This is a genomic window from Acinetobacter sp. TSRC1-2 (assembly GCF_049895885.1).
Classification (GTDB): domain Bacteria; phylum Pseudomonadota; class Gammaproteobacteria; order Pseudomonadales; family Moraxellaceae; genus Acinetobacter.
On the sequence record NZ_JAFCTF010000001.1, the window covers coordinates 386917 to 412637 of the forward strand.

At 39.6% G+C, this 25721-nt stretch carries 27 protein-coding genes; 8 read left to right on the forward strand and 19 right to left on the reverse strand.

The features are described from left to right. The first annotated feature begins 241 nt into the window (after nt 1-241). From trxA to ACP69Y_RS01805, 3 genes are all read left to right on the forward strand, one after another. Nucleotides 242-568: a thioredoxin gene (gene trxA, locus ACP69Y_RS01795; protein WP_086175779.1), complete on the forward strand. Its 327-nt coding sequence runs from the start codon at nt 242-244 to the stop codon at nt 566-568. Between the two features lie 330 nt (nt 569-898). Further along, the gene (rho, locus tag ACP69Y_RS01800) at nt 899-2167 is read left to right on the forward strand and encodes a transcription termination factor Rho (protein WP_425915627.1); all 1269 of its coding nucleotides are present in this window, start codon (nt 899-901) and stop codon (nt 2165-2167) included. Between the two features lie 418 nt (nt 2168-2585). Beyond that, nucleotides 2586-2864 carry a hypothetical protein gene (locus tag ACP69Y_RS01805; RefSeq protein ID WP_425915629.1) on the forward strand — a complete coding sequence of 93 codons (279 nt, stop codon included), beginning with the start codon at nt 2586-2588 and terminating at the stop codon, nt 2862-2864. A 179-nt stretch (nt 2865-3043) separates the two neighbouring features. Here ACP69Y_RS01805 and ACP69Y_RS01810 read toward each other — a convergent pair whose 3' ends face one another. The 3 genes from ACP69Y_RS01810 to pheS form a co-directional block, all read right to left on the reverse strand. After that, the gene (locus tag ACP69Y_RS01810) at nt 3044-3340 is read right to left on the reverse strand and encodes an integration host factor subunit alpha (protein WP_004649746.1); all 297 of its coding nucleotides are present in this window, start codon (nt 3338-3340) and stop codon (nt 3044-3046) included. Next, on the reverse strand, nt 3337-5718 hold the full coding sequence (gene pheT, locus ACP69Y_RS01815; protein WP_425915631.1) for a phenylalanine--tRNA ligase subunit beta: 2382 nt from the start codon (nt 5716-5718) through the stop codon (nt 3337-3339). Before pheT ends, ACP69Y_RS01810 begins: the two co-directional genes overlap by 4 nt. A 124-nt stretch (nt 5719-5842) precedes the next feature. Beyond that, the gene (pheS, locus tag ACP69Y_RS01820) at nt 5843-6823 is read right to left on the reverse strand and encodes a phenylalanine--tRNA ligase subunit alpha (protein ID WP_086175782.1); all 981 of its coding nucleotides are present in this window, start codon (nt 6821-6823) and stop codon (nt 5843-5845) included. 157 nt (nt 6824-6980) lie between these two features. Between pheS and ACP69Y_RS01825 the strand changes: the two genes are divergently transcribed. Beyond that, entirely contained in the window at nt 6981-8024 is a 1044-nt protein-coding gene (locus ACP69Y_RS01825; protein ID WP_425915634.1) for a hypothetical protein, read from the forward strand. Between the two features lie 189 nt (nt 8025-8213). Here ACP69Y_RS01825 and ACP69Y_RS01830 read toward each other — a convergent pair whose 3' ends face one another. The 3 genes from ACP69Y_RS01830 to orn form a co-directional block, all read right to left on the reverse strand. Beyond that, on the reverse strand, nt 8214-8723 hold the full coding sequence (locus ACP69Y_RS01830; protein ID WP_425915636.1) for a pyridoxamine 5'-phosphate oxidase family protein: 510 nt from the start codon (nt 8721-8723) through the stop codon (nt 8214-8216). Nucleotides 8724-9131: 408 nt separating this feature from the next. Continuing rightward, nucleotides 9132-9917 carry a tRNA threonylcarbamoyladenosine dehydratase gene (locus ACP69Y_RS01835; protein ID WP_425915638.1) on the reverse strand — a complete coding sequence of 262 codons (786 nt, stop codon included), beginning with the start codon at nt 9915-9917 and terminating at the stop codon, nt 9132-9134. A gap of 179 nt (nt 9918-10096) precedes the next feature. After that, nucleotides 10097-10651, reverse strand: coding sequence for an oligoribonuclease (gene orn, locus ACP69Y_RS01840; RefSeq protein WP_425915640.1), 555 nt, complete (start codon nt 10649-10651; stop codon nt 10097-10099). A 126-nt stretch (nt 10652-10777) separates the two neighbouring features. Here orn and rsgA point away from each other — a divergent pair, with 126 nt between their 5' ends. The 4 genes from rsgA (at nt 10778) to secB (ending at nt 13104) form a co-directional block, all read left to right on the forward strand. Beyond that, nucleotides 10778-11836, forward strand: a complete 1059-nt coding sequence (gene rsgA / locus ACP69Y_RS01845; protein WP_425915642.1) for a small ribosomal subunit biogenesis GTPase RsgA — start codon at nt 10778-10780, stop codon at nt 11834-11836. Between the two features lie 93 nt (nt 11837-11929). Then, complete coding sequence (locus ACP69Y_RS01850) at nt 11930-12337, forward strand: rhodanese-like domain-containing protein (protein WP_131216430.1); 408 nt, start codon at nt 11930-11932, stop codon at nt 12335-12337. Between the two features lie 21 nt (nt 12338-12358). Further along, nucleotides 12359-12613, forward strand: coding sequence for a glutaredoxin 3 (grxC, locus tag ACP69Y_RS01855; protein ID WP_425915644.1), 255 nt, complete (start codon nt 12359-12361; stop codon nt 12611-12613). Nucleotides 12614-12651: 38 nt separating this feature from the next. Further along, on the forward strand, nt 12652-13104 hold the full coding sequence (gene secB / locus ACP69Y_RS01860; protein WP_425915646.1) for a protein-export chaperone SecB: 453 nt from the start codon (nt 12652-12654) through the stop codon (nt 13102-13104). Nucleotides 13105-13331: 227 nt separating this feature from the next. Here the strand turns inward: secB and ACP69Y_RS01865 are convergent, their stop codons facing one another. The 13 genes from ACP69Y_RS01865 to ACP69Y_RS01925 all read right to left on the reverse strand — a co-directional run bounded on the left by ACP69Y_RS01865 (nt 13332) and on the right by ACP69Y_RS01925 (nt 25707). After that, nucleotides 13332-14138 carry an enoyl-ACP reductase FabI gene (locus ACP69Y_RS01865; RefSeq protein ID WP_131216436.1) on the reverse strand — a complete coding sequence of 269 codons (807 nt, stop codon included), beginning with the start codon at nt 14136-14138 and terminating at the stop codon, nt 13332-13334. 160 nt (nt 14139-14298) lie between these two features. Beyond that, nucleotides 14299-15033, reverse strand: coding sequence for a Bax inhibitor-1/YccA family protein (locus ACP69Y_RS01870; protein WP_425915648.1), 735 nt, complete (start codon nt 15031-15033; stop codon nt 14299-14301). A gap of 175 nt (nt 15034-15208) precedes the next feature. Further along, nucleotides 15209-16030, reverse strand: a complete 822-nt coding sequence (locus ACP69Y_RS01875) for a TatD family hydrolase (protein ID WP_425915650.1) — start codon at nt 16028-16030, stop codon at nt 15209-15211. After that, nucleotides 16030-17022 carry an RsiV family protein gene (locus ACP69Y_RS01880; protein ID WP_425916056.1) on the reverse strand — a complete coding sequence of 331 codons (993 nt, stop codon included), beginning with the start codon at nt 17020-17022 and terminating at the stop codon, nt 16030-16032. The genes ACP69Y_RS01875 and ACP69Y_RS01880 overlap by 1 nt, the downstream gene beginning before the upstream one ends. Before the next feature lie 67 nt (nt 17023-17089). Continuing rightward, nucleotides 17090-17914 carry a hypothetical protein gene (locus ACP69Y_RS01885; protein ID WP_425915652.1) on the reverse strand — a complete coding sequence of 275 codons (825 nt, stop codon included), beginning with the start codon at nt 17912-17914 and terminating at the stop codon, nt 17090-17092. A gap of 376 nt (nt 17915-18290) precedes the next feature. Continuing rightward, nucleotides 18291-19880, reverse strand: a complete 1590-nt coding sequence (locus ACP69Y_RS01890; RefSeq protein WP_425915654.1) for a peptide chain release factor 3 — start codon at nt 19878-19880, stop codon at nt 18291-18293. Nucleotides 19881-20159: 279 nt separating this feature from the next. Then, nucleotides 20160-20630: a transposase family protein gene (locus ACP69Y_RS01895; protein ID WP_425915656.1), complete on the reverse strand. Its 471-nt coding sequence runs from the start codon at nt 20628-20630 to the stop codon at nt 20160-20162. Further along, on the reverse strand, nt 20578-20874 hold the full coding sequence (locus ACP69Y_RS01900; RefSeq protein ID WP_425915658.1) for a helix-turn-helix domain-containing protein: 297 nt from the start codon (nt 20872-20874) through the stop codon (nt 20578-20580). The genes ACP69Y_RS01895 and ACP69Y_RS01900 overlap by 53 nt, the downstream gene beginning before the upstream one ends. Before the next feature lie 373 nt (nt 20875-21247). Then, the gene (locus ACP69Y_RS01905) at nt 21248-21832 is read right to left on the reverse strand and encodes a TerD family protein (RefSeq protein WP_425915660.1); all 585 of its coding nucleotides are present in this window, start codon (nt 21830-21832) and stop codon (nt 21248-21250) included. A gap of 11 nt (nt 21833-21843) precedes the next feature. Continuing rightward, nucleotides 21844-22566, reverse strand: a complete 723-nt coding sequence (locus tag ACP69Y_RS01910) for a TIGR00266 family protein (RefSeq protein WP_425915662.1) — start codon at nt 22564-22566, stop codon at nt 21844-21846. Nucleotides 22567-22575: 9 nt separating this feature from the next. After that, complete coding sequence (locus ACP69Y_RS01915; RefSeq protein ID WP_425915664.1) at nt 22576-23925, reverse strand: VWA domain-containing protein; 1350 nt, start codon at nt 23923-23925, stop codon at nt 22576-22578. A gap of 106 nt (nt 23926-24031) precedes the next feature. Beyond that, on the reverse strand, nt 24032-24610 hold the full coding sequence (locus tag ACP69Y_RS01920; protein WP_067655917.1) for a TerD family protein: 579 nt from the start codon (nt 24608-24610) through the stop codon (nt 24032-24034). A gap of 26 nt (nt 24611-24636) precedes the next feature. Then, on the reverse strand, nt 24637-25707 hold the full coding sequence (locus ACP69Y_RS01925; RefSeq protein WP_425915666.1) for a DUF475 domain-containing protein: 1071 nt from the start codon (nt 25705-25707) through the stop codon (nt 24637-24639). Nucleotides 25708-25721: the final 14 nt, after the last annotated feature.

Genomic DNA, 25721 nt, shown 5'->3' on the forward strand with positions numbered 1-25721 from the left:
TTATGCTTAGAGTAATTCACCTACCTCTAATTTAAAAGCCATTTATCAAGGCAAATAGATGAGTTTTTTATTTTTTTAAGTGATGCCGCAATTGCATGACACGATCATCAATATCGTGAGCATCAATTAGACAAACTCAACATAATGACTGAAAATTTACAGATCGCACTACATAGTTAAACGAGGCTATGTAATACTTATAGTTATAAAACTATCTTAAAATTTTATTTGGAGCATATCCATGTCTGGCAATATCGTAAACACAACTGATGCAAACTTCGAAGCTGACGTTTTACAATCTGACGTTCCTGTACTTGTCGATTTCTGGGCAGGCTGGTGTGCGCCATGTAAAGCCATTGCACCTGTATTAGAAGTACTCTCTACAGAATTCGAAGGTAAAGTTAAGGTTGTTAAAGTTGACGTAACTGCTTGTGAAGCAACTGCCGTAAATTATAACATCCGTAACATTCCTGCCCTATTAATGTTCAAAAATGGTGAAGTAGTCGCGCAACAAGTCGGCGCAGCACCAAAATCTAAATTGACTGCATTTATTGAAGAAAACATCTAATTCAAAAACAGTACAAGTTGATGCAATACGCTATTTTTGGATAGCGTATTTTTTTTTGTCTATAAATTGACAAAAGCTGTATTCTCTCTTATATTGCATGTTCAAGGAATAAAGGATTTTCAATCCGCAATTTTCTTACAAGACACAACACATAAGATCGCCGCTCGGCAACAGAAATTGTTTTTACACTTTTTTCTTCGAAACAATGAATCAGACCTCTGAATTGTTATTGTGCAAATACAATTACGTTACTTTTATTGCGTGCAAGCGGCTGAATGTTGCTCCCTTTCCTCATCTGTATTCCAGAATTTTGATCCTATCTGACCCCCTATGAATTTAACTGAACTCAAGAAAAAACCGATTGGCGAACTCATCAAGATTGCGGAGTTTATGGGCCTTGAAGGAATGGCACGTAACCGTAAGCAAGACATCATTTTTGCCATTTTAAAGCGCCATGCAATGAATGGTGAAGAGATTTTTGGTGATGGTGTTCTAGAAATTCTATCTGATGGTTTTGGTTTCCTACGCTCTGCAGCTGGTTCTTATCTTGCAGGCCCTGACGATATTTATATCAGTCCCTCTCAAATTCGTCGCTTTAACTTACGCACGGGCGATACCATTACAGGTACAATTCGCCCGCCTAAAGAAGGCGAACGTTATTTTGCTTTATTAAAAGTAAATCAAATTAACTATGACACGCCTGAAAACTCAAGAAACAAAATCTTATTTGAAAACCTAACCCCATTGTTCCCAACCGAACAATTGATTATGGAGTTGGGTAACGGTACAACTGAAGATTTGACTGCACGTGTGGTTGACTTGGTGGCACCGATTGGTAAAGGTCAACGTTCTATTATTGTGGCACCGCCAAAAGCCGGTAAAACCATGTTGCTACAAAACATTGCTCAATCCATTGTTCGTAATAACCCTGAAGTCTTCTTGATTGTTCTTCTCATTGATGAACGTCCAGAAGAGGTAACAGAAATGGAACGTACAGTACGTGGTGAAGTGGTCGCATCAACATTTGATGAAGCACCCGCTCGTCACGTTCAAGTTGCAGAAATGGTGATTGAAAGAGCAAAACGCTTGGTTGAACACAAGAAAGATGTAGTGATTTTGCTTGACTCGATCACTCGTTTAGCGCGTGCCTACAACACAGTGATTCCATCTTCAGGTAAGGTACTTACGGGTGGTTTGGATGCACATGCACTGGAACGTCCAAAACGCTTCTTCGGTGCAGCACGTAATATCGAAGAAGGAGGCTCATTAACGATCATTTCTACTGCTTTAATTGAAACAGGCAGCAAGATGGATGAAGTCATTTACGAAGAATTCAAAGGTACAGGTAACCAAGAAATTACGCTTGATCGCCGTATTGCTGAAAAACGCGTATTCCCTGCGATGAACATCAAAAAATCGGGTACACGTCGTGAAGAACGCTTGATGTCTGAAGATAACTTACGTAAGGTTTGGATTTTACGCAAATTGCTTCACACCCAAGATGAATTGGCATCAATGGAATTCTTGCTTGATCGCATGAAAGAAACCAAAACCAATGATGATTTCTTTGATCAAATGAAACGTAAAGCAGCTAATTAATACGTATTACCTTTATTTCATTTAAAAGGCTATCTATAACGATAGCCTTTTTATTTGGTTGACTTTACTTACATAAAGCTACAATTAGCCATTTTTTTTGTAAACTTTTATGCAAGCTTCTGATTATTAAAATAATCGATATAAAAAAACGATATTTTTTAGCAAGTTATTTAGTACTTATCCAATATAAACCCTACACTTGATTGTTATTTTCTGTTAATAAATCGCTCATTTTTCATCATTTTTTGCATTTTTTGGCTCTGCCCTAGTAGTAATTCAAAATGCGCAGTGATAGCATATTTGCAGACCAGTTAGACTGCCTTTGCATTGTTACTGCCTAACAAATATTAGGAAGAATAAAAGCACTCAACAGGCTAACATAGGTTTTTTTTTATCTCATATTTTAGAGAGTGATGCCATGTTATTCAAAAAAATCGCTATTGCTGCTGCAGTTGCTACTACTTTAGCTTTCGTTGGTTGTGCTAAAAAAACTGAAGACGCTGCTGCTGACGCTAACTCTGCTGCATCTGAAGCTGTAGAAGCTGCATCTGAAGCTGAAGCTGCTGCTTCTGCTGCTACTGTTGAAGCTGCTCCTGCTGCTGATGCTGCTGCTTCTCAAGCTGCTGACGCTGCTTCTGTAGCTGTTGACGCTGCTGCTGACGCTACTGCTTCTGCTTCTGCTGCTAAAGCTCAATAATCTTTACGATTATTAAGTAAAAAAGAGAGCCCTCGGCTCTCTTTTTTTATGGCAAAAATAAAAATCAATATAATAAAAATTATCCAATCTTATTTTCAAATAAAATATTACTTCCTGCCATGGTTCACTTTACCCTTACTCAAGTGAGGGAAACGTAAATTTAAAATAAAAAAAGCAGATCAATCGATCTGCTCATTTCCTACGCGCTGGCGGAATTTCTGCCCTGCACGGAATGTGACTACACGGCGTGCAGAAATTGGAATTTCTTCACCCGTTTTCGGGTTTCGACCTGGACGTTGACGTTTGTCACGCAACTCAAAGTTACCGAAACCTGAAAGTTTTACCTGCTCGCCTGAGATTAGCGCTTGGCTAATCTCATCGAAGAACAACTCAACCATTTGTTTTGCTTCACGACGGTTTAAACTCGTGAGCTCACTTAAATGATCAGCCATTTCTGCTTTTGTTAATGCTGTCATGAAGCCCTCAATGTCGCCTGATAAGTGTTTTGCAACACTTCGATTATTTGATCCATACCCGATTTAATTTCAGCATCTTCAAGTGTACGTGATGAATGTTGCCATAAAAGTGCAAATGCTAATGAGCGTTTACCCTCTTCGACCCCTTGTCCAGTGTACACATCGAACAACCAAGTCGAGCCTAATAACTCTCCGCCCGTTTTTTCGATAAGTTGCTGAATTTCACTAACATTAATCTTATCACTAATTAAAAGCGCAATATCACGTCTAACCGATGGAAATCGTGATAATTCTGTAAAATTAGATACATAAGTTTGCAAAACAGCCTGTTGATCGAGTTCTGCCACCCAAGTGATGCCCAAATCGAGCTCATCTTCTAAAGATGGATGTAGACGACCGAGATAACCTACTGATTTTCCATCTACTAAAATTTCAGCAGATTGACCCGGATGCAACCATACTCGTTCTGAACGTACATATTCAACTTTCACACGTCCAGCAGCGAAAATTTCCTCAACTTCACCTTTAAGGTCAAAGAAATCCATCGGCTGTGCTTTAGCATGCCAAGATTCAGCGGTTTTCGCACCCACAGCAACTAACGCCAAAGTCGGGATTTGCTTCAGATCATGAATGCTTTTTGCGTCTTGATAATCAAAGCGTAAACCCAGCTCAAAGAAACGTACGCGGCTTTGTTGACGGTTAATATTGTACTGCACACATGGAATCAAACTTGATAACAAAGTCGAACGCATCGCAGCCAGGTCACTTGAGATCGGATTTGCCAACATCAATGGATTAACGTTTGGATTCAACTGCTTTTCAAGTTTAGCATCGGCAAAGCTAAAGCTGATTGCTTCTTGATAACCTAAAGTCACCAAGGTTTGACGAAGTTGAGGCAATTCAAACTGATCTTGATATTTTGCAAGTTTGACATCGATCACAGGCAAGCTGATTTGAATGTTGTCATAACCGTGAATACGGGCAACTTCTTCAATCAGGTCTTGATAAATGGCCATGTCATAGCGATGTGAAGGTGGAACAACAGTCCACTCACCTTGTGCTTTAACCGTCACGATACAACCGAGACGTTGTAGTGCATCCGTAATAAAGTCACTTTCAACTTTATAACCTAGTAATTGATCCACTTGAGCTTGGTTCAATTCAATCGCGTCACGTATTGGTAAAAATTCGGTTTGTTCTGCAACCGTAATTGGACCAAACTTGCCACCCGCCAATTCAGCAATAAGCTGTGATGCACGGTTCATGGCAATACTTGGCAATTCAAAGTCTACGCCGCGTTCATAACGCTGCGATGCATCGGTATGTAATCCATAACGACGTGCACGACCGGCAATATGTAATGGTGCAAAGAATGCTGATTCTAGGAAAATTTCCGTGGTAGCATCAGTCACTGATGAAGACAGGCCACCCATAATGCCGGCAATCGCCAATGCTTTTTCATCATCGGCAATCACCATCATATCTTCAGTCAATTCAACTTCTTGTTCATTTAACAGAACCAGTTTCTCTTGATCAGTGGCCTGACGCACATGTACTGCACCTTGAACCTTGCCACCATCAAATGCATGTAGCGGCTGACCCAGTTCAATTAAGACGTAGTTGGTAATATCGACCAAAATGCTGTGTTGACGGATACCAGAACGAGCAAGTGCACGCTCCATCCATTCAGGGGTTGGTGCTTTGGTGTTAACGTTTTTGATTACACGACCCAAATAGCGTGGACAACCTTCAGTTGAAACAACAACTTTTTTCTCATCAGCAATAGTTGTAGCAACTTCAACAATCTCAGGTGCAGTCAAAGGAAGTTGGTTAATCACACCAATTTCGCGTGCAATACCACGGATACTGAAGCAGTCACCTCGGTTTGGGGTGATGCTGATATCAATTACGTGATCATCCAGGTTTAGGTATTCACGTACATTTACACCTACAGGCGCATCCGCAGGAAGCTCTAGAAGACCATCAATTTTATCCTCAAGGTCAATTTCAGAAGCACCACACAGCATACCTTGTGATTCAATACCACGAAGCTTGCCTTTCTTGATTTTGAAATCACCCGGCAATACGGCACCAACCGTTGCAACTGGAGCTTTCATACCTGCGCGTACATTTGGCGCACCGCATACAATCTGTAAAGGCTCACCTGAACCAATATTCACAGTAGTTACACGCAAACGATCTGCATCGGGATGTTGTTCTACAGTTAGAACCTCACCTACCACCACACCTGTAAATGGTTTTGCTGCTGGTGCCAACTCATCAACTTCTAGACCAAGCATGGTGAGTTGGTCAGATAGTTTTTCACTATCAATGGCTGGGTTTACCCATGTGCGTAACCAATTTTCGCTAATTTTCATTTCTATAAAAACCTATAAATCTAATTTCTTGAATCCCTCTCTAACTCCAATCATTTCGCGGAGCCTTCTCCTTTTTTAAAGGAGATGAGAAGCACTGCTTCGCAAGAGAGGTTAATAAATTCGTTTAAGCAAATTGGCGTAAGAAACGCACATCATTTTGGAAGAACATACGCAAGTCATTCACACCGTAGCGAAGCATTGCAAAACGTTCTACCCCTAGACCAAAAGCAAAACCTTTATACTTTTCAGGATCGATGCCCGCTGCTTGAAGCACATTCGGATGCACCATACCGCAACCCAAAACTTCTAACCAACGACCACGTTCATCCATAATGTCCACTTCCGCACTTGGCTCAGTAAACGGAAAGTAAGATGGACGGAAACGAACAGTTAAGTCTTTTTCAAAGAATTCGTTCAACAGGTTAATCAATAAACCTTTCAGTTCCGCAAAACTGGTATTTTCCGCAATGTATAAGCCTTCAATTTGATGGAACATTGGCGAATGGGTTTGATCCGAGTCACAACGGTATACACGGCCCGGGCAGACAATACGAATTGGGGGCTGTTGCGTTTCCATGGTACGGATTTGCACACCAGAAGTATGCGTACGCAATAAATGATTTACATCAAAATAGAAGGTGTCATGCATGGCACGTGCAGGGTGATGACCTGGAATATTCAATGCTTCAAAGTTGTGATAATCATCTTCAACTTCAGGACCTGTCGCAACCGTAAAACCTGCTTTGGTAAAGAACTGGCAAATACGTTCTTGCACTTGAGTCACAGGGTGGATACTCCCCACGCTTTGACCACGACCTGGCAAGGTAATATCGATCATTTCGCTAGCAAGTTTTTGTTCTAATGCAGCTTTTTGTAATTCCGCCTGGCGTGTCGTTAATGCACCAGTAATGGCTTCACGTACAGCGTGAATTTTCGCCCCAAAAACTTTACGTTCTTCAGGGTCCATTTTACCCAGTGCCTTCGATTGTTCCGCGAGCTGGCTTTTCTTCCCTGTAAATTGCACTCGTACTTGATCGAGTGTAGCAAGGTCTTGAGCTGCTGCAATCGCAGCGAGCGCTTCAGTGGTCAGGGCTTCCAGTGACATAGTAACTCTCAAAGCAACAATTTAAAAATATAATAAAACCCCATATTCTAACAGTTTTTGAACGTATTGATGAAGTTCCGTATAGAGGAAAATTAGATTGGCATCCAGATTTATAAAAAGTATAAGATAAAGGCATTATTCGTGAGATCAATAAAAAATGGCACTCGATCCGATCTGGAAACAACAATTGACCTTGGTCACCTATGGTAATGAGTATCTCAACCAGAATTTAAGCTTTAATCACTGGGTACAGCATTCCATTTTTAACCAGCATAACTTGCGTTTCCGTGATCTCATATCACAACATTTACTTGCGCAACATTTTCAAATCTGGCTTGAAGGTCTGAAAAAACAAGGCTGTCACCGTATTAGCTTGCATAGTTCAAGTCTTTTGGTGGACGAAAAAAACCCAAATGCCAATGTAGAGCTTTTAGCCATTCCACATTTTATTGTTAGTCATGAACATCATAAAAAAACCGCATGGATTTTTGGTAAAGAACTACCCGAATGGTATAGCGCTGACAATGACTATGAAGCCCCTAAACCCCAACAAGAACAATGCCGTCAGGAAACATTTTGGCGTTTCGGGCTGAATCCTAAACTTTCAAAACGCCTAGAGGCCGATTTACAACAACCAAGTTGGGATGATATTCAAACCTATACCGATAACGAATTATTCGATAGCAAGTTTGCACAAGGCATGAGTGAACCGGCAAACCGGGATTTTCCTTATTATGGGATGACTCAAACTGCGACGGAAAACGCTGATGGCTCGCCTTTGTTGGAGAGTAAATATCTGCCTTTACTTCCAAGTGAATATCAGGCGGATTATGCTCATACCACATTACATCGTTTAGAAGCACTATCGACCTATGTTAAACACCAACAGCAACACCCGTATCATGCTGACGGCAGTGAACTGACACCTGAAGAACAGCTTAATCTGCGTCACTTTTCGCAAAAGCTGGATGACTTAATGACAAAATTTATTGTTAAAGTCGCCAATCATTATCAGTCTGCAAAACTGACCAAAGTAGAAATTGCCAATCCCTTAGATGGTGCTCCTACAACGCCACTTACATCACCCCATTTAAAAACCCATAAAGCCCATACGCCTCATAAAGTCGGTGCATCGGGTGTGATTAAACTGATTTTGTTAACTATTGTGATTTGTCTCTTGGCTTATTATTTTGGACTTTAATTTTTATGAAGATGCTAAAAAATTCAGGTCAAGGGATATAAAAAGAAGAACACGTACTTTCCTCTATACGTGTTCTTCTTAAGCTCTTGTTACTAATCGCTTTAAAGATAATTAGATTAGCATTTGAAGTGCAAATTTATACTCAGTCTAAACACTTAGCCTATATTTTCAGCCCTAAATATTGGCAGATTATAAATCCAGCTTTTTATGATCCGAATCTACTTCGCCAGCATGACCGGTAACGCTGCCTTTAAGGAGTTTAAATAGCTGAGTCACTTTATTGTCGGTCACGTTCCAATATTCTGCACTCACCGCTTCAGCGACCAAGACGCGCACGCTCGGATCATCTTTTCCTGAAAACCAGTTTTCAGCCCACGGATTCCAGAGTAGATCAATCAAAGCTGGATCGGTGCTGATATGTGCATGGGCGCTAATCGAAACATAAATACCATCCGAAGGTTTCGCAAATGATAATCCAATCTGATGACGCCCAGAATTGGCGGCATTGACCAGATCATTGGTATCTTTCAAGATAAAATAAAGATTATGACTTTCACTTATCTGCTCAGTTTTATCAGAATTCAGCATGGTCATGGGTTGTGAATGTAATTCCTGTGTGTCAGTTGTATGACTGATCATGGCATACCGTACTTCCTTGATGAGTTCCCATAATTTTTCGCGATTATGATTGTCCGTCATTACTCTTCTCCTGAAGCTAAACTTTAGAAATAAGAAATTATTTAATTGTGTATTCGCCTGTTTTCTAGAGTAGTGATATTTTTCGCTTTGAATATCTCATCTTACTTAACTTATACATTTGAATAATAAAAGATTGGCTTAAAGGTCATAAGAAACAACGAAAAATAATTTGCTTATAAAAAGAGTTAAGTAAATAGAGTGACCATTATTCTTTAAATTTTTTTTAAAGACCAAATCGCTATAAATTTTTACAGGCAGTCCAATGCCTGAACTATTTTTAATTTAATTCAATGTAGCCTACTCAATTGTTTTATTTTTTATGAATGACAGTAATGTCTGCTGAAGTTTAACAAGAGTCTCTAAACATATTTAATGCTCAGGTTCAGCATCAACAGACTCGGATTTACATCACAATTTAACTGCCGCAGTTTTCATTTTTTTCACTGCCAGTCTTTTTAAAACTTCTGAAACTGCAATCATGGCAAAACTTGAAGTGACTACGACGGCTGACCCATAACCGCCACAACGTAAGCCAGCACTTGGACAAACATCAGCACTCGAGAACGGATTATCAATAGAATAGACACAGGTAATGCCAAATTTCTCTTTGGGCTTTTTACAAATCCCTTTGGCACGCAACTGACTGCGTAATTTTGCCAACATCGGGTCTTGTTCAGTTTTAGATAAATCTGCAACACGAATTTTGAGTGGATCAAGCTTACCGCCTGCCCCGCCAGACACAATTAACGGAATTTTATTGAATCTGCAATGTAGCATTAAGGCCAATTTGGCTTTGACATCATCAATACAATCTAGCACCACATCAGGTTTTTTTTCTAACAGTTCTTTGACATTGTCAGGCGTTAAATAATCATCCACCAAATTAATTTTGATCCGCGGGTTAATCGAATGACAACGCTCAGCCATCACTTCAATTTTTTCACGTCCTAAAGTCGAACTCATGGCAGGTAACTGACGGTTAATATTAGATGCCGCAACCACATCCATATCAATTAGAGTAAGTTCAGCAATGCCGGTACGTGCTAGCGCTTCAACTGCCCAAGAACCGACACCGCCAATCCCAATTACCATCACATGGCTACGTTCATACTGACGAAAAGCTTCATCTCCATAAATTTTTTCCACACCTGCAAAGCGGCGTTCATATTCATCATCTTCAGGAAGATCAGTCATTCTTCATCGGGTATCTAAAAAACACCGGCGCATTTTATCAAATTTTGTCTGTATTCGATAATCTATATCTTTAGCATTATTCACCGCATAAAATTACTCATAAAATAAAGAAAGAATTTTTTAGTTATAAAAAAAGAGGCTTGCGCCTCTTTTTTCAATTTTAATAAATCAGTCTGTCTTTACTTATTGGTAATAAAGAAATACTCACGATAATATTTGAGTTCCACAATCGAATCACGAATATCATCCATGGCTAAATGTGAGGCATTCTTTTTCAAGCCACTCATAATTTCTGGACGCCAGCGTTTCGCCAACTCTTTCACTGAAGATACGTCCAAATTACGGTAATGGAAGAACTGCTCCATTTCTGGCATTAAACGGTGCAAGAAACGGCGGTCCTGGCAAATGGAATTCCCACACATCGGGGATGATTTCGGAGTGACCCATTTTTTTAAGAATTCCAAAGTTTGTTGTTCAGCATCTTGCGCCGTCAATTTACTACGGCGTACACGCTCAATCAGACCCGATTGTCCGTGTTGACGGGTATTCCATTCATCCATCGCATTAAGTACGCGATCGGGTTGGTGAATAGCAAGCACAGGACCTTCCGCCAAAATATTGAGGTTATCGTCTGTCACAATAGTCGCAACTTCAATAATTTGGTCGTTATCTGTATCCAGACCTGTCATTTCAAGGTCAATCCAAATGAGGCGGGTATCAGGAGTGCTGCTCATAAATGTGCAATCTTATTGGGCTGAAAAACCGCTATAGTAGCAAATTTATTGCGTCGATGCTGTAACTCGTACCCCGCTTCATGCTATTTTTGACAGCCTTAGTTCATGGTTTTTTTTAGGATATGAATGGCTTTAATTCGTAAACGTCGTTTAACTGAACAGCAACAACGTCGCATTCAGAAACAACATCAAACACGTCAAGAAGAAATAGACACTTCAAGTGACCTAGAAGGCTTGGTGGTACAGCACTATGGTCGTCAACTTGAGGTTCAAGCCCTATCAACGCCTGATGAGCATCCAATCAAACCTGAAGTCAAAGCAGGCGAACCCGACCCGTTCTGGAAGCCGATTGAACTCGGCAGTGTCTGGCGTTGTCATACTCGTACTAATCTGGAAGCCTTGGTCACAGGTGACCGGGTGAAATGGCAGGCCGATCCGAATACCGGACTCGGCATTATTACCGCGATTCATCCACGCCAGTCACTGCTAACTCGTCCTGACCGCTACCATAAAGTGAAACCGGTGGCCGCCAATGTCAGCTTGATTGTGATTGTGTTTGCATCTTTTCCTGAAGTTGCGCCAAGCTTGATTGACCGTTATATCGTGGCGTGTGCCGATGCGCAAATTCCTGCGCTTTTAGTACTGAATAAAGCTGACTTAATCAAAGAAAATGATCCGATTTTGAACTTAATGCAAGAATATCAAGCATTAGGTTATGAAGTGATTCAAACTCAATCTGATGGTAATTTAACTGAACTGGCAAATCGTTTAGCGGGTGAAACTGTAGCCTTTGTGGGACAGTCAGGTGTCGGAAAAAGCTCGCTGATTAATGCCATGGTTCCGGATGCCGCACAAAAGACCAATATTATTTCAGAAAACTCTGCACTGGGTCAGCACACCACCACTTCTACGCGTTTAATTGCGTTTGGGGAAGGTGCAGCACTAATTGACTCACCCGGAATTCGCGAATTTGGTTTATGGCATTTAAACCCAGACAAAGTTCAGCAAGGTTTTCCTGAAATTGAAAATCTGCTCGGACATTGCCAGTTCCGTAACTGTACCCACAAGCACGAAAAACAATGTGCTTTACGTCTGGCAGCAGAATCGGGTGAAATTTTGCAGCGTCGTTTAGACAGTTATTTGCGTTTAACCGATGAAATTACTGAAGCACAGCAAAAAAATTAATATTTCTTAACGCTTAGCCCTTGAAGCGGCGATTTTGATCGCCATATTTATGAGCTATACTCTACGCAATTTTAAATTGTAATTAGGTGATTTGTGGAACGTTGGTTGGAATTTATGGGGAATCATCCCTTCTTGTTTGGCTCACTTGGGGTATTGATTGTCTTGTTCTTCGTTTTAGAAGGACAACGCAATGGTCGTAAGATTTCACCACAATCTTTGGGTATTTTAGTCAAAGCTAAAAATGCCATGTTGATTGATTTACGTGATGCCAAAGACTTCCGTGAAGGTCATATCAGCGGTAGCCGTAACATTCCGTATAGCCAAATTACAAGCCATCTTGAAGAGTTAAAATCTTCGGATCGTCCACTGGTGTTCATTTGTAACCTGGGTCAAATTGCAGGTACAGCTTTACAACAAGTAGGTCATGCTGATAGCTACCGTTTAGATGGTGGTGTGAACAATTGGAAAGTCCAAGGCTTACCCCTCATTAAAAGCAAGTAATTCGCTTAAGGAGATATTTTAATGGCTGAAGTAACAATTTATTCAACGACTGTATGCCCTTACTGCGTTCGCGCAAAACAACTTCTTGAGCGTAAAGGCGTTGCATACAAAGAAATTAATTTATCTAAAGAAGCGCCTGAAGTACGTGTTGAATTGATGCAACGCACCAATCACCGTACTGTTCCGCAAATTTTTATTAACGACCAATTTATCGGTGGTTTTGATCAACTTTATGCTTTAGAGCGTGAAGGAAAACTCAACGAATTATTGGCTTAATACTTTCATTAAGTCACCCTCATATTAAGGATTAAAAAATGAGTGAACAACAAGCTCAACCGCAATTAGCACTTGAACGTATTTATACTAAAGATATTTCTTTTGAAGTACCTGGGGCTCAAGTATTTACCAAAGAATGGCAGCCTGAATTAAACATCAATCTATCTTCTTCTGCAGAAAAAATTGATGCGACCCATTATGAAGTTGCATTACAAGTTGTGGTTCAAGCGAATAATGCAGGTGAAACAGCCTTCATCGTTGATGTAACACAATCAGGAATTTTCTTGGTTGATAGCGTTGAAGAAGAACGTCTTCCTTATATTCTGGGTGCATATTGCCCAAATATCTTGTTCCCATTCTTACGCGAAGCTGTAAATGACATGGTGACTAAAGGAAGCTTCCCGCAACTGCTTCTTACCCCAATTAACTTCGATGCTGAATTTGAAGCGAATATGCAACGTGCTCAAGTTGCTGCTGAAGGTCAAGCTTAATCGTTTAAGCCAACCTCACATAAAAAAGACCGCCTATGCGGTCTTTTTTATTGGCTTTTATTCCTCCCTTTATTAAAGGGAGGTTGGGAGGGATTCTAACGCCCTCTCCCTAACCCTCTCCCAAAGGAAGAGGGAAAAGTCATCTTTGATAAAGAGGGGTTTGGGGAGATGATAGAATCCTCCCCTTGCGAAGCAGTGCTTCTCACCTTTTTCAAAGGAGGGAGTTTTTATTCACCATCCATCATCAAATCTGCGCTCATACCCACAGTATTAAAGCCCGCATCCACATACATAATTTCACCGGTAATCCCATTTGCCCAAGGTGAGCATAGGAATAATGCAGCATTGCCGACATCTTCAATCGTTACATTACGTTTAAGTGGCGCAACTTTTTCATTTAAATCTAACATTTTACGGAAAGATTTAATGCCTGATGCAGCAAGGGTACGAATTGGACCGGCTGAAATGGCATTTACGCGAATACCTTCGCTACCCAGGCTTGACGCTAAATAACGCACACCTGCTTCCAATGATGCTTTTGCCATACCCATTACATTGTAATTAGGCATCACACGTTCAGAACCTTGATAAGTCAAAGTCAGCAAGCAACCTTGGCGTACTTTAAGCAAAGGTTTTGCAGCACGCGCCATGGCAACAAAGCTATAAGCACTAATGTCATGCGCAATATTGAAGCCTTCACGGTCAGTAATATCGGTAAAGTCGCCATCTAAAGTATGTGCTGGTGCAAAACCGATCGAATGAACTACACCATCCAAACCATCCCAATGTTTTGCCAATTCGACAAAAGCCTGGTCAATTTCAGCATCAACAGCCACATCACAAGGGAAAACTAAAGTTGAACCAAATTGTGCAGCAAAATCATCAACACGTTTTTTTAATTTTTCATTTGGATAAGTAAATGCAAGTTCTGCACCTTCACGGTGTAAAGCTTGAGCAATACCAAATGCAATCGATAACTTACTTGCAATACCCGCGATTAAAAAGCGCTTGCCCGCCAATAGTCCTTGTGCCATGTGAATCTCACTCAAAATAATTTACAAACATAATGCCAAGTCTGGAGCATTTGCGAAATTGCATAATGCGCCTTTTTTTAACATGTTCTGTAAAATCATAAAAAAATGCTCCTTCTATCTGGGAGCATTTTTATTTAGGTTCATTTTACTTTTACAAGGCTTAGTCATCACCCTGCAATAGACTGAGCAAACGCAGGAATGAGTAGTACATCCACACCAAAGTCGCTAACAAAGCAATACCACATAACCACTCCATCGCTTTCGGCGCGTACTGCGCAGCAGATGATTCAATCAGGTCAAAGTCGAGAATCAGGTTTAAAGAAGCAATCACTGCAACAAATGCTGCAAAGCCAATCCCGAGCCAGTTGCTTTCAAAAATGTAAGGAATACTTGAGCCAAAAGCCAAACGCATGACAATTTGCACCACAAAGACAATTGCAATAGCAATTGATGCAGACAACACCACGGCTTTAAATTTTTCCGTAGCACGAATAATTTGAAAGCGATACAAGGCAAACATCACCAAGGTGGTGATAAAGGTGGCTAATAAGGCTTGTAAAGGGATGCCGGGAAATTTCACTTGGAATATCACAGAAATTCCGCCTAAAAAGGCACCTTCAAACAAGGCATAAGGAATAGCCAAAATAGGTGCTGTATTCGGCTTGAAGGTAGCAACGAGTGCCAGGATCAAGCCCCCAATCGCACCAACCATTGCACCGGCATAAGCAAGCGATAAATTCAGGGTCATGAAGCTATAGAAAAACAGTAATAGGCCTACCGCAGCAGCAATCACCGTCAATAACACTGATTTTTGAATCGCGCCTTGCACAGTCATGGTCTGGTTAAAATCACTTTGGGTTTCTACCCGGGTTAAAATAGGGTTATTACTTTGCATAATTCACTCATTATTTTTGATTTAGATTTTTAAAATAGTATAGACAGGTTTTAACGATACAAGATGGATCTTTGCAATATTCCACAAAACAGCGTAACTCAATATCTTATAGTCATAACAAACTACGCAATGAAATACGAATATTTATAGATAAAAGGTTATTTCATAAGATTTTTTAGATATCAAGTTTTAAGGCATGGAGTGAATTTTGCCATAATTGCAAGGCAAGATTAGCGGGTGAAAGATGAAGAGATTGTGCTAATCCAGCTAACACATAAGGCAAATTGGCCGGGGTGTTTCGGGTTCGGTGTTCGGTAGAACTTTGACAACATAATGGTGTCATATCCGGACAGTCTGTTTCCAAAACCAAATGCTCAGCACCAATGGCCTGAACCACGGCATGTAGTTTTTTTGCATTAGGATTGGTAATTTGCCCGGTGACACCAATTTTAAAACCAAGCTTAATAAAAGCTTTTGCTTCTTCTATTCCACCACTAAAAGCATGTGCAATCCCGCCTAATTTAAATTGATGCTGCTTCAATATAGCCAATGTTTCAGCATGCGATTTCCGAATATGCAGTAAAACTGGTTTATCAAATTGTTGCGCCATTCCAAGTTGTGCAGAGAAAAAATCTTGTTGTTTTTTAAATATTTCAGGCTGTTTGTGTTGTTTTGAAAAAGTATCTAAACCAATTTCACCAATAGCCACACATGCTTCATTTTTTAAAAGTCGTTCTAAATCTTTCAGATGTGAGTTTTGATGTTGTTCGATATAAAAAGGATGCAGACCTGGAGCTAAATAACTTTGCGGCACATCTTTTAATTGATTTAAAAAATGCTGCGTTTGCAGTAAATCTTTGAAGCGAGATTGCACAAACCCAATCAAAATTAGCCGCTCAACCCTCACTGCTTTTGCAGCACGCGCCAGTTGTTCCCGATCATGATCAAAGTCGGGAACATCAAAATGGGTATGAGTATCAAACAGTGGATAAGGCATTAAGGTTTGACTTTATTTACCGCAGGCGTACCTGCAGGTGCCGATGCCTGCTTTGCTTCAACCTGAGGTAAATACTGTTTCTTCAGTACAGTTTGCAATTGATCATAAGGAATGGTCAAACGCGGTAATCCCACCACATACGGGCCAATTTCATATTCGCCATATTGCAAAATCAAACCTTGAGTGGATAAATAAAAATTATCCGATAAGGTAAATTTCCATGCCTGTTCATATTCTTCAACGCTATTCGCCAACTTGGACTCAATCACCCATGCTTTAAAGACTTCATGGGCTTTCTTTTCCAAAGCTGCTTTTTGATTCGGGGCTAAAATATCGTTCAGTTCAACTTGTTTTTTCTTTTCCAAATCAAAGTTATAGTAGCGCTGTGATGATGAACCATGTGCTCCACCCAAATAACTACTCGAATTTAAAACCACAGTTGCTAAAGGCAAGCCTGCATTTAAGATCTTCGGCTTGATCATCAAGCTAATTTGATGATTGGCACTTAAAGCCTTCAACTCTTTATCCAAAGACAAGAAATTCACTAAATAAGGTGCAACTTGTTGTTCCAGTTTTTGCTTTGGTGTTTCAATCGCTAAAGAGGCTGCCTGTTCTGTAGCTTGATTCTGAGCTTTAGAAGCTTTTGGATTTTCAGCAGTCGCTTGCTGATTTTCTTTTACCAATTTCGGAGACATATCTAAAATTTGATCCAGCCGTTTTAACACTTGCTGATCAATAAATTCATCGATAAAGGATTGGTTACTGGACAGACGTTCTATAGAAATCTCTGGACAGCTATTACCATCACATTCAGGTAAATCCAAGCTTAACTTTTCAGAATCCCCTGCCAATTTTAAAACTTCAGGTTGTGCCACAGCTTGAGATGCGGCTGTATCCTCCTGTTTAGGTTCGGTTTGCTTAGGCTGGCAGGCACTCAATGCAATTGCTGCTGCAAGAATACTCATGGTAAAAATTGTTTTATTTTTTAGCATCATCTGACCTATCAGTTTAATCGGGTAAATGGACTTCTGTTAGATGTACATATTTATTACGGGATTACTAGAACATATGCTGATACGCATCAGCTTTCAATATCTGCTTGGTTTGTTGTTTGGTTAAATAGATGTCCAGTTGTGTTCCGTCTTTAACAATTTCATGGGTACGATAGTGTAAACCGACTCCTTCTTGATCAAAGAACCAGTCTGCTTGTCCCCAATACAGTTTTTTGGGTGAATGCTTTTTCACTTCGGTGGTTTGTTCTTTTAACCATTTTTGATAAGCCTGCTGTACAAGGTTATTCACGGTATTTTGCTGCTTAGGCTCAATTAACTCCAATAAAGTCACTGCTTTCTGTTTTTTGCGATCGGCCACGAAAAAGTAATAGCGTTCTTTAACTTTAATGCCTTCTTGATTGGTATCCACGCCTAATTGCATCAAGACATATTGATTACGCTGATAGGCAATTCGGGTATACATCGCCAATTCATAGGCTTTATTTTTAGAAAATTCAGCCTGCCAAGCATCTGATTTTTTTACATATGCATTGATCGTCTGCTGTAAACTCATGTCCTGTTTAAGTCCAATTTGATCTTGAATCACCACTGCTTGGCTTTTGGCAATCCAGTCATTTAACCAGGCATCTGCGGTATGTACGCTTTGAATACTTAAATCAATACAATTTTTGGTTTCACAAAAGGGTAAGGCAATTTTTGCATCTTGTTCTTGGATATTTAAATATGGCAACACCTCTGCTTGCTCAGTTTTTAATACTGAAGTTTCAGACTTTTCATGGGATTGATCTGGTTGTTCTTTTTTTGAAGCATCACAAGCACTCAGCATCAGACCAATGATGATCACTGATGCACCCACTATTTTCCCGTTCATGCTTACAACTCTTTTTCTAAATTGACTGATCTGTATAAATGTATCTATATCAATGATTCTAATGGGGTCTGTTAACACTTCATCGATGTTTGCGACGACACATATTTTTTGCTGATATGAGGCAGGAAGCAGGAAATTTAGTCATTCTAAATAACTGCTTTGTAACGACATAGCAGCAAAAAAATATGCTAGTCCTTAAAGGCTGTGGCTAAAATTTTCCCAGATTTCGTTATGAAACTTAAAAATAGTCTCGCTATTCTTTGCGTTTCATGCCTTATCTGCTTAATTTTAGCACACAGCGCAAACTATTTATGAAGGGTTAATAGCCCCTTAATAAAACAGCTTCATAAAGAAGCTGTTTTATTTTTCGTTATGTTTAGTGTTCGCGTGTAGCACGGAACTGAATATCGGGATAACGCTCTTGCATGAGTTGCAAGTTCACACGACTTGGCGCCAGGTAAGTCAAATGACCACCACCGTCAATCGACAATTGGTCATGCGCTTTTTTCTTAAATTCATTGAATTTCTTTTCATCATCACATGTCACCCAACGAACCGTATTAATGTTTACCGGCTCATAAACACAGTCAACCTTGTATTCTTCTTTCAAGCGGTACGCCACCACTTCAAACTGAAGTACACCGACTGCGCCTACAATCAAGTCATTATTGATTTGTGGCATGAAGACCTGAGTTGCACCCTCTTCAGAAAGCTCTTTCAAGCCTTTTTGAAGTTGCTTGGATTTTAGCGGATCTTTTAAACGTACACGACGGAACATTTCTGGGGCAAAGTGTGGAATGCCGGTGAAGTGAATATCCTCACCCGATGAAAAAGCATCGCCGATTTGAATCGTACCGTGGTTGTGTAAACCAATGATATCACCTGGCCACGCTTCTTCTAGCTGTTCACGTTCACCTGCCAGGAAGGTCAAGGCATCACTGATCCGCACATCTTTACCCAGACGTACATGATTCATTTTTAAACCTTTTTCATACTTGCCTGAACAGATACGCATGAATGCAATACGGTCACGATGCTTCGGATCCATATTGGCCTGAATTTTAAATACGAAGCCAGTGAAACCTTCTTCAGTTGCCTCTACAGTACGCTCTTTAGTTGGGTGCGCTTTTGGCTCAGGTGCTAAATTAATGAAAGCATCTAGAACATGATCTACCGCAAAGTTACCTAAAGCAGTACCGAATAATACCGGTGTTTGTTTACCTTGCAAGAATAGCTCACGATCAATCGGATCGTTGGCCATTTGTACCAGTTCCAAAGACTCTTCAAAAGCAGCAAAAGCAAGATCACCGACTTTTTCACGCAAGTCTGGATAATCATAACCGTCACGAATTTCAATGTCGGTAATGGTCGAGCCAAAACCGGCTTTGTAAACGTAAAATTTTTCTTCTAAAAGATTATATACACCGGCAAAATCACGTCCTGTACCCATTGGCCAGGTCAATGGCACACAACGGATTTTCAACACGTTTTCAATTTCGTCAAGCAATTCTAATGGCTCGCGGATTTCACGGTCCATTTTGTTGACGAAAGAAATGATCGGCGTGTCGCGCATACGACACACTTCCATCAATTTAATAGTACGATCTTCGACACCTTTTGCACCGTCAATCACCATCAGTGCAGAGTCAACTGCAGTTAAAGTACGGTAAGTATCTTCCGAAAAATCTTCATGTCCCGGGGTGTCAAGTAAGTTAATCACATGCTTTTTATAGGGAAACTGCATAACCGAGGTGGTGATGGAAATACCACGTTCTTTTTCCATTTCCATCCAGTCAGACGTTGCAGCACGGTCTGACTTACGGCTTTTGACCATTCCGGCAACCTGAATCGCTTTACCCCATAACAATAGTTTTTCTGTCATAGTGGTTTTACCAGCATCAGGGTGGGAAATAATAGCAAAAGTTCTACGGGCCTTTACCTGATTGACTAATTCGTCTTTAAACATATATTAAATCTGCAATTTGTACACACATTTGTACACATAATGAAAAGTGATGAGAAATTGTGCGATAAGAGAAATTTGAAATTGGTGTAATTATATATGATTGCTTAACATGCTTCCATGACTGAAAAATAAGATACTGTGAAATGAAAAATTTGAATGAGAATTTAAAGAACTACAAACCCCTAACCGATGTGGCATTTACGCCATAGTTAATTCCTGCTCGCTTCATTGCTAGAAAGTCAGAAGAGCTTAAAGACAAAAATAGAGTTCTTTCATAAATCATTTTTTACTCAACTCCATGTTGTAAATTCCAGCAATCAAATTGAATCTGAGCCCTAATCTTTTTCCTCTATTTCGATAACGCTCAGCAAGAATCTTAAAGGTTTTCAAATCACCAAATACGTGCTCAATTCCAATTCTTCTGTTGTTAATTTCTCGGTTATATACTTTTAACTCAGGATCTAGTTTACAGCGTCGTTTTGCTTTAAAAGGCAATAAACTTTGCGCATAAACACTGTAAATCCCTTGACAGCCATTATCCCCAAGAATAAAGGCATCCACTGGAATCTGCTTTAAATGTTTCTTAAATAATTCAAAGTCATGCACTGTATCTTTACACATACATAAACTTAGAATTTCCTGAGTCTTATAGTGGATCACTGCTTGAACTTTCAAGGTATGCTTCTTTTTCTTACCCCTATAGCTTTGCTTCTGTTTTTTTGGGTTCTTGAATTGGAGTTTCAGTTGCATCTATGATGACAACATTCCAATTAATCCCTTCACCTTGCGGTAAATCCTTTAGCAAATTAAAGAGATTTGATTGAATTAAGCAGTCTTCGACATGGTGAACAATTCTCGAAGCAGTCGGTTCTGAAACACCGTAACTGGTTGCCACATGAAATAAAGTTCGGTATTCCAGCCAATAGCTTAAGCACAGAAGAAGTTGATCTTGTATGCTTAATTTAGGTGGTCTACCTTTGCTCGGAACATGCATCTTTAATTGCTCAACTATCAGGTTGAAAGTTGACTAAGATATGCTTGTGTATCGCTTGAACTGAAGATCAGAAAGCCTCTTAGAGTCGATGTATTTCATCGATAAATTATGCATAAATTCTCAAAAATATGTGGTACAAATGTCCATCAAAAAAGATCATTTTTTGATTTATGAAAGAAGTCTATTATTTGTTCAAAAGGTAAATTCAAGTCTGATTTAAGCCTAAATCACTCTAAGTTTATGATAAAAAAATTTCAATGGAACCACGCAAAAATGAATTATGAAAGAAGTCTGTTCAATCTTATTTTTTAAGAACAGCGAAATAAATTCGTTCATTCAATTTATCGAGCTGTTCTTATAAACTTAAATTATATTATAAAACAGGCAAAATTGACGGAACCATATCTTGAATGGTTTTTCCATTGCAGGTTTCACCCAATGCAGACATTTTCCATGCACCGTTATGACGATAAACTTTAGCGATAATTAACGCTGTATAACTTCCTTTTGCAGATAAATTATATTTTGCAATTTCAGTGTTCGTTGTCGCGTCCACCAAACGACAGTAAGCATTTTCAACTTTTTCAAAAGTTTGCCCACGGAAGCTGCTGATGGTAAATACGATAGATTTTACCTGGCTAGGAACTCGAGTTAGATCCACATGGATTGCTTCATCATCACCATCCCCATCACCAGTACGGTTATCTCCAGAATGTTTAATACTTCCATCGCGACTATTTAATTGACCAAACCAAATACTGTCTACTGCTATGTTTTTCTCATCAAACATGATTGCAGAGGCATCAAGGTCTATTGAATCCCCCCCACCACCAAACATTCCCAGTAAACCACCTTTTTTTGCCACATCCCAACCAGCTCCAAGAAATATTTTAGTTAAAGATGAACCATCACCTTTTTCTAAAGAAATTTTTTGCCCTTTTACTAAGCTAATACCCATTACTATTTTCCTCAGTTTGAATTTGAATTATTGCGACCTAAAGCTGTTGCTAACCACTGTAGATAACTTGCACGATTACGTGAACATACGATCACTTTACCGTGCCCACGAAACTTAATCACTAGGCCTTCTCCGCTGGTGAAACTATTGACAATATTGCCAACAAATCCACCACCACCTGAGTTTGGGATACCAATATTGTAATTGAGTGAAGCATCCCATGCCGCGACATGACCATTATCTATCGTCACTTCACCTTGTTCAGGCGTAATCTCTAGCTCGAGTAAGGTTCCACTGCCAGAAATGCACACTTTGCCTTGTCCACTAGTTTCCATAACGACAAAACCGCCTGTTCCACCAAACATAGCTCCACCAATATTGCTCTGCACTTTCGCTTTAATATTAGTATGTTCGGTTGCAGCAACAAAGGCACCATCAGATAAAATATACTGACGTTGTCCAACCTCAAGAATCTGCATATCGCCATCCAAATTAGGCGATAACAAACACTCTCCATCCCCAGTTTTGGCTTTAATTTGCTGTTGGAATAAGGACTCGCCTGAGGTAAATCTACGCATAAACGCTTGAAAAATGCCGCCTCGTAATTTACCACTTACTTCCAGATTTTGTTCTACCATCACCATTGCATCAGATTCACAATAAATGTATTCACCTTTCTTCATGCTAACGTGTAGAAAAGGTTCAGGGCTGCCAACAAGATTCAACTCTGCCATTTTCGTCTCCTATTTTTTAACAATGTTTTTAGCTTTTGCATCTTTTAGCCATAATGGAAACTCTTGGAGTAACAAATCATACAGCTGTGCTTCTGGCATGCTCTGAATATTGTCCATCTCAAAGAAGTTACAGTTATCAACTTCACGCCCATCCATGGTATCTAACTGCTCTAATACACCATAATGCCGTCCACCTATTCCGACAAATTGCCAAAAAATAGGCTGTTTTGAGGCATGCTTTAAAATGTGTTTAATTTTCTTGGTTTCAGATACGCCACCATCTGAAATAAACACCACATATACAGGTAAATCTGAACAACTTTCTTGGGTGAAATATTCTAATACAGTCTCTAGAACAGCAGGTTCATTGTTAAAACGCGCGCCTGCTTTCCAAGATTTATGACCACCACTTTCGGTTTCAATATAATGATTTAAATTTTTCAGACTGACATCGCTCAGTCTTAAAGGTTTCTCAGCAAAAGCCCAGCACTCAAAATTGCCGTCATCATCAAAATTGACTGCAAGCGGCATGATGCGATCTAAAACGCTTTGTACATCGCCATTTTTATATTGTTTATTCATTGATCCTGAATAATCTAAAATCAAAGCTACTCTTGCTTTCACATTGAGCAGCTTGTTTTTTTCTAAACTCAGCAAAGATTTTTTAGCGAGATCAATCAGATATGGTGCTGCTTTTTCAATTTTATCGAGAACTGTTTTTTTCTTTAAATCAATGCTAGAGGTGTTCGCGACTGGAGTAGAAGCTTTAATCGTAGATGCGTGAACGGACGGTATAATGAATGTGGTTATAACAGGTTCTGCGACATCTCCACCAAAATGCTCGACAAGTGCTTTCAATCCACCGTTAAAGCCTTGACCGATTGCCGCCACGCGCCAAACATTACTTTTAAAATAAATTTCGATTAGCATCAAAGCTTTTTCTTGAATCAAACTTGATGTATTTAATGGATAAGTTGCTAATACCTGACCTGATGAATGGATCAAATCAATTTGGCCATTTTGGATTTCGCGCATTGTAGAATGTGCATTTGCGACTGTTGCACAAATTACAAATCTTGGGGTTTGATTCGGATCAATTTTACTTAAATCAAAATGAAAGACAGCGCTATTCAAAGATGAATTTTTCTGCTCTAAAGTTAATTCTACTTCACCTTTGGGAGTCTGAGGTTGATTATAAAAAGTCATATAGTCATCGTGATAGAGCGTATCATTTAGACCAATTCCAAAGCTTGAAATATCTACATCAAAATTAGCAATAAACTGAATGGCTAATTCAAATTTGGTATCGTTTTGAATGAGTTGATTCAGTGCTATTTTTTGTCCAGAAACTAGCAGCATTGTTATTCTCAATAATAGTACTTGAAAACAATCGGCTAAAAATTAATTTGGTACAGATTGCTTTCAAGTACTAAAAGATAAATCTTTTAGTACTCTCTTTAATGATTTAAACCGCAACACCATAACTTGCTGCTAAAGCACCTAATCCGCCATTAAAACCTTGACCGACCGCTTTGAATTTCCATTCGCCATTGTGACGATATAATTCACCAAAGATCATCGCAACTTCAGTGCTACCATCTTCAGACAAATCAAAACGCGCCAATTCTTCTGCATTTGCGTCTTGGTTAATCACACGGATATAAGCTCGATCGACCATACCAAAGTTTTGACCATTCTGCTGGCCTTCATGAATCGTTACTGCAAATACAATTTTTGCAACTTCTTGAGGAACCTTAGACAGGTCGACTGAAATGGTTTCATCATCACCATCACCATCGCCAGTGCGGTTATCACCATTATGAGTCACTGACCCACATGGCGACACTTTTTGATTGAAGAAAATAAATTCGCCATCTAAACGCACTTTACCGTCTTCACCTGTTAAGAATGCAACAGCATCTAGATCGAATGCTTTACCATCCGTAGCGCGTGGATTCCAACCTAAACCTAAATCGACTTTATTCATTGTCGGTGCAGTTTTAGACAGGTTAATGTTTCCGCCTTTTGATAAATTAATCGCCATTTTTTTGTTTCCTTATCAGATTTACTTTATGAAGATTGTTGCTTTTTACTATATGAAATTGAAGAGATAACAGCCCAAACAATGAAGGCAACACCCACCAGTCCTGTAATAACTTCTGGAATATGTAAACCTGTGCCACTGGCCAACATAATAAACGCAAGTGCGCCAATTGCATAATGGGCGCCATGTTCTAAATATATATAGGCATCAAGGGTGCCTTTTTCAACCAGGTAAATGGTCATGGAACGAACAAACATCGCACCAATGGCCAGACCAAGCATAATAATTACCACATCGCTGGTAATTGCAAAAGCACCGATTACACCATCGAAACTAAAAGATGCATCTAATACTTCTAGATATAAGAAACCACCAATACCACCTTTGACAATAGTACCTGTTGCTGTTGCACCATTGGATTTTTCAGACTCATCATCATTGCTACTGCCTTCCAATAGATGACCAATGACTTTCACACCCACATACACGACAATACCCCATATTCCAGCCATCACAACGACTAAACGTGATGTATCAGGGATATAGCTTGCTAGAATAAGTAGAACAACCAGTGAAATAAAGACCGAAATAGCCTGAATATTGCCTAAATCTGCTAGTCTTGATTCAAGCCAGTGAAACCAATGTTCATCTTTTTCATCATCAAACAAGAAATTCAAGAAGACTAACAATAAGAACATACCACCAAATGCTGCAATTTCAGCATGATGAGCCATAAGCTTTTCTGAATAGGACTTAGGATCATTTAACGCTAATTTAGCTACCTCAATCATACTCATGTCTGCAGTCACACCAACAATGAGTAAAGGAAAGACTAATCGCATACCAAACACGGCAACGATAATCCCGACGGTTAAAAACAGTGTGCGCCAGAATTGATCCCAATGTTTCAATACAGAAGCATTGACAACCGCATTATCAAAAGATAACGAAACCTCCATCACAGCCAGGATAGAGGTAATAGCCAAGACTTTAAACATGGCCATCAGACCGGCTTCAGGACCATGTGTGAAGCCCCAATATGCTGAAATAGCTAAGCATATGATGGTAAAAATTATCGAAAAACGGAAATGTTTCATTTTTTACCTAATAA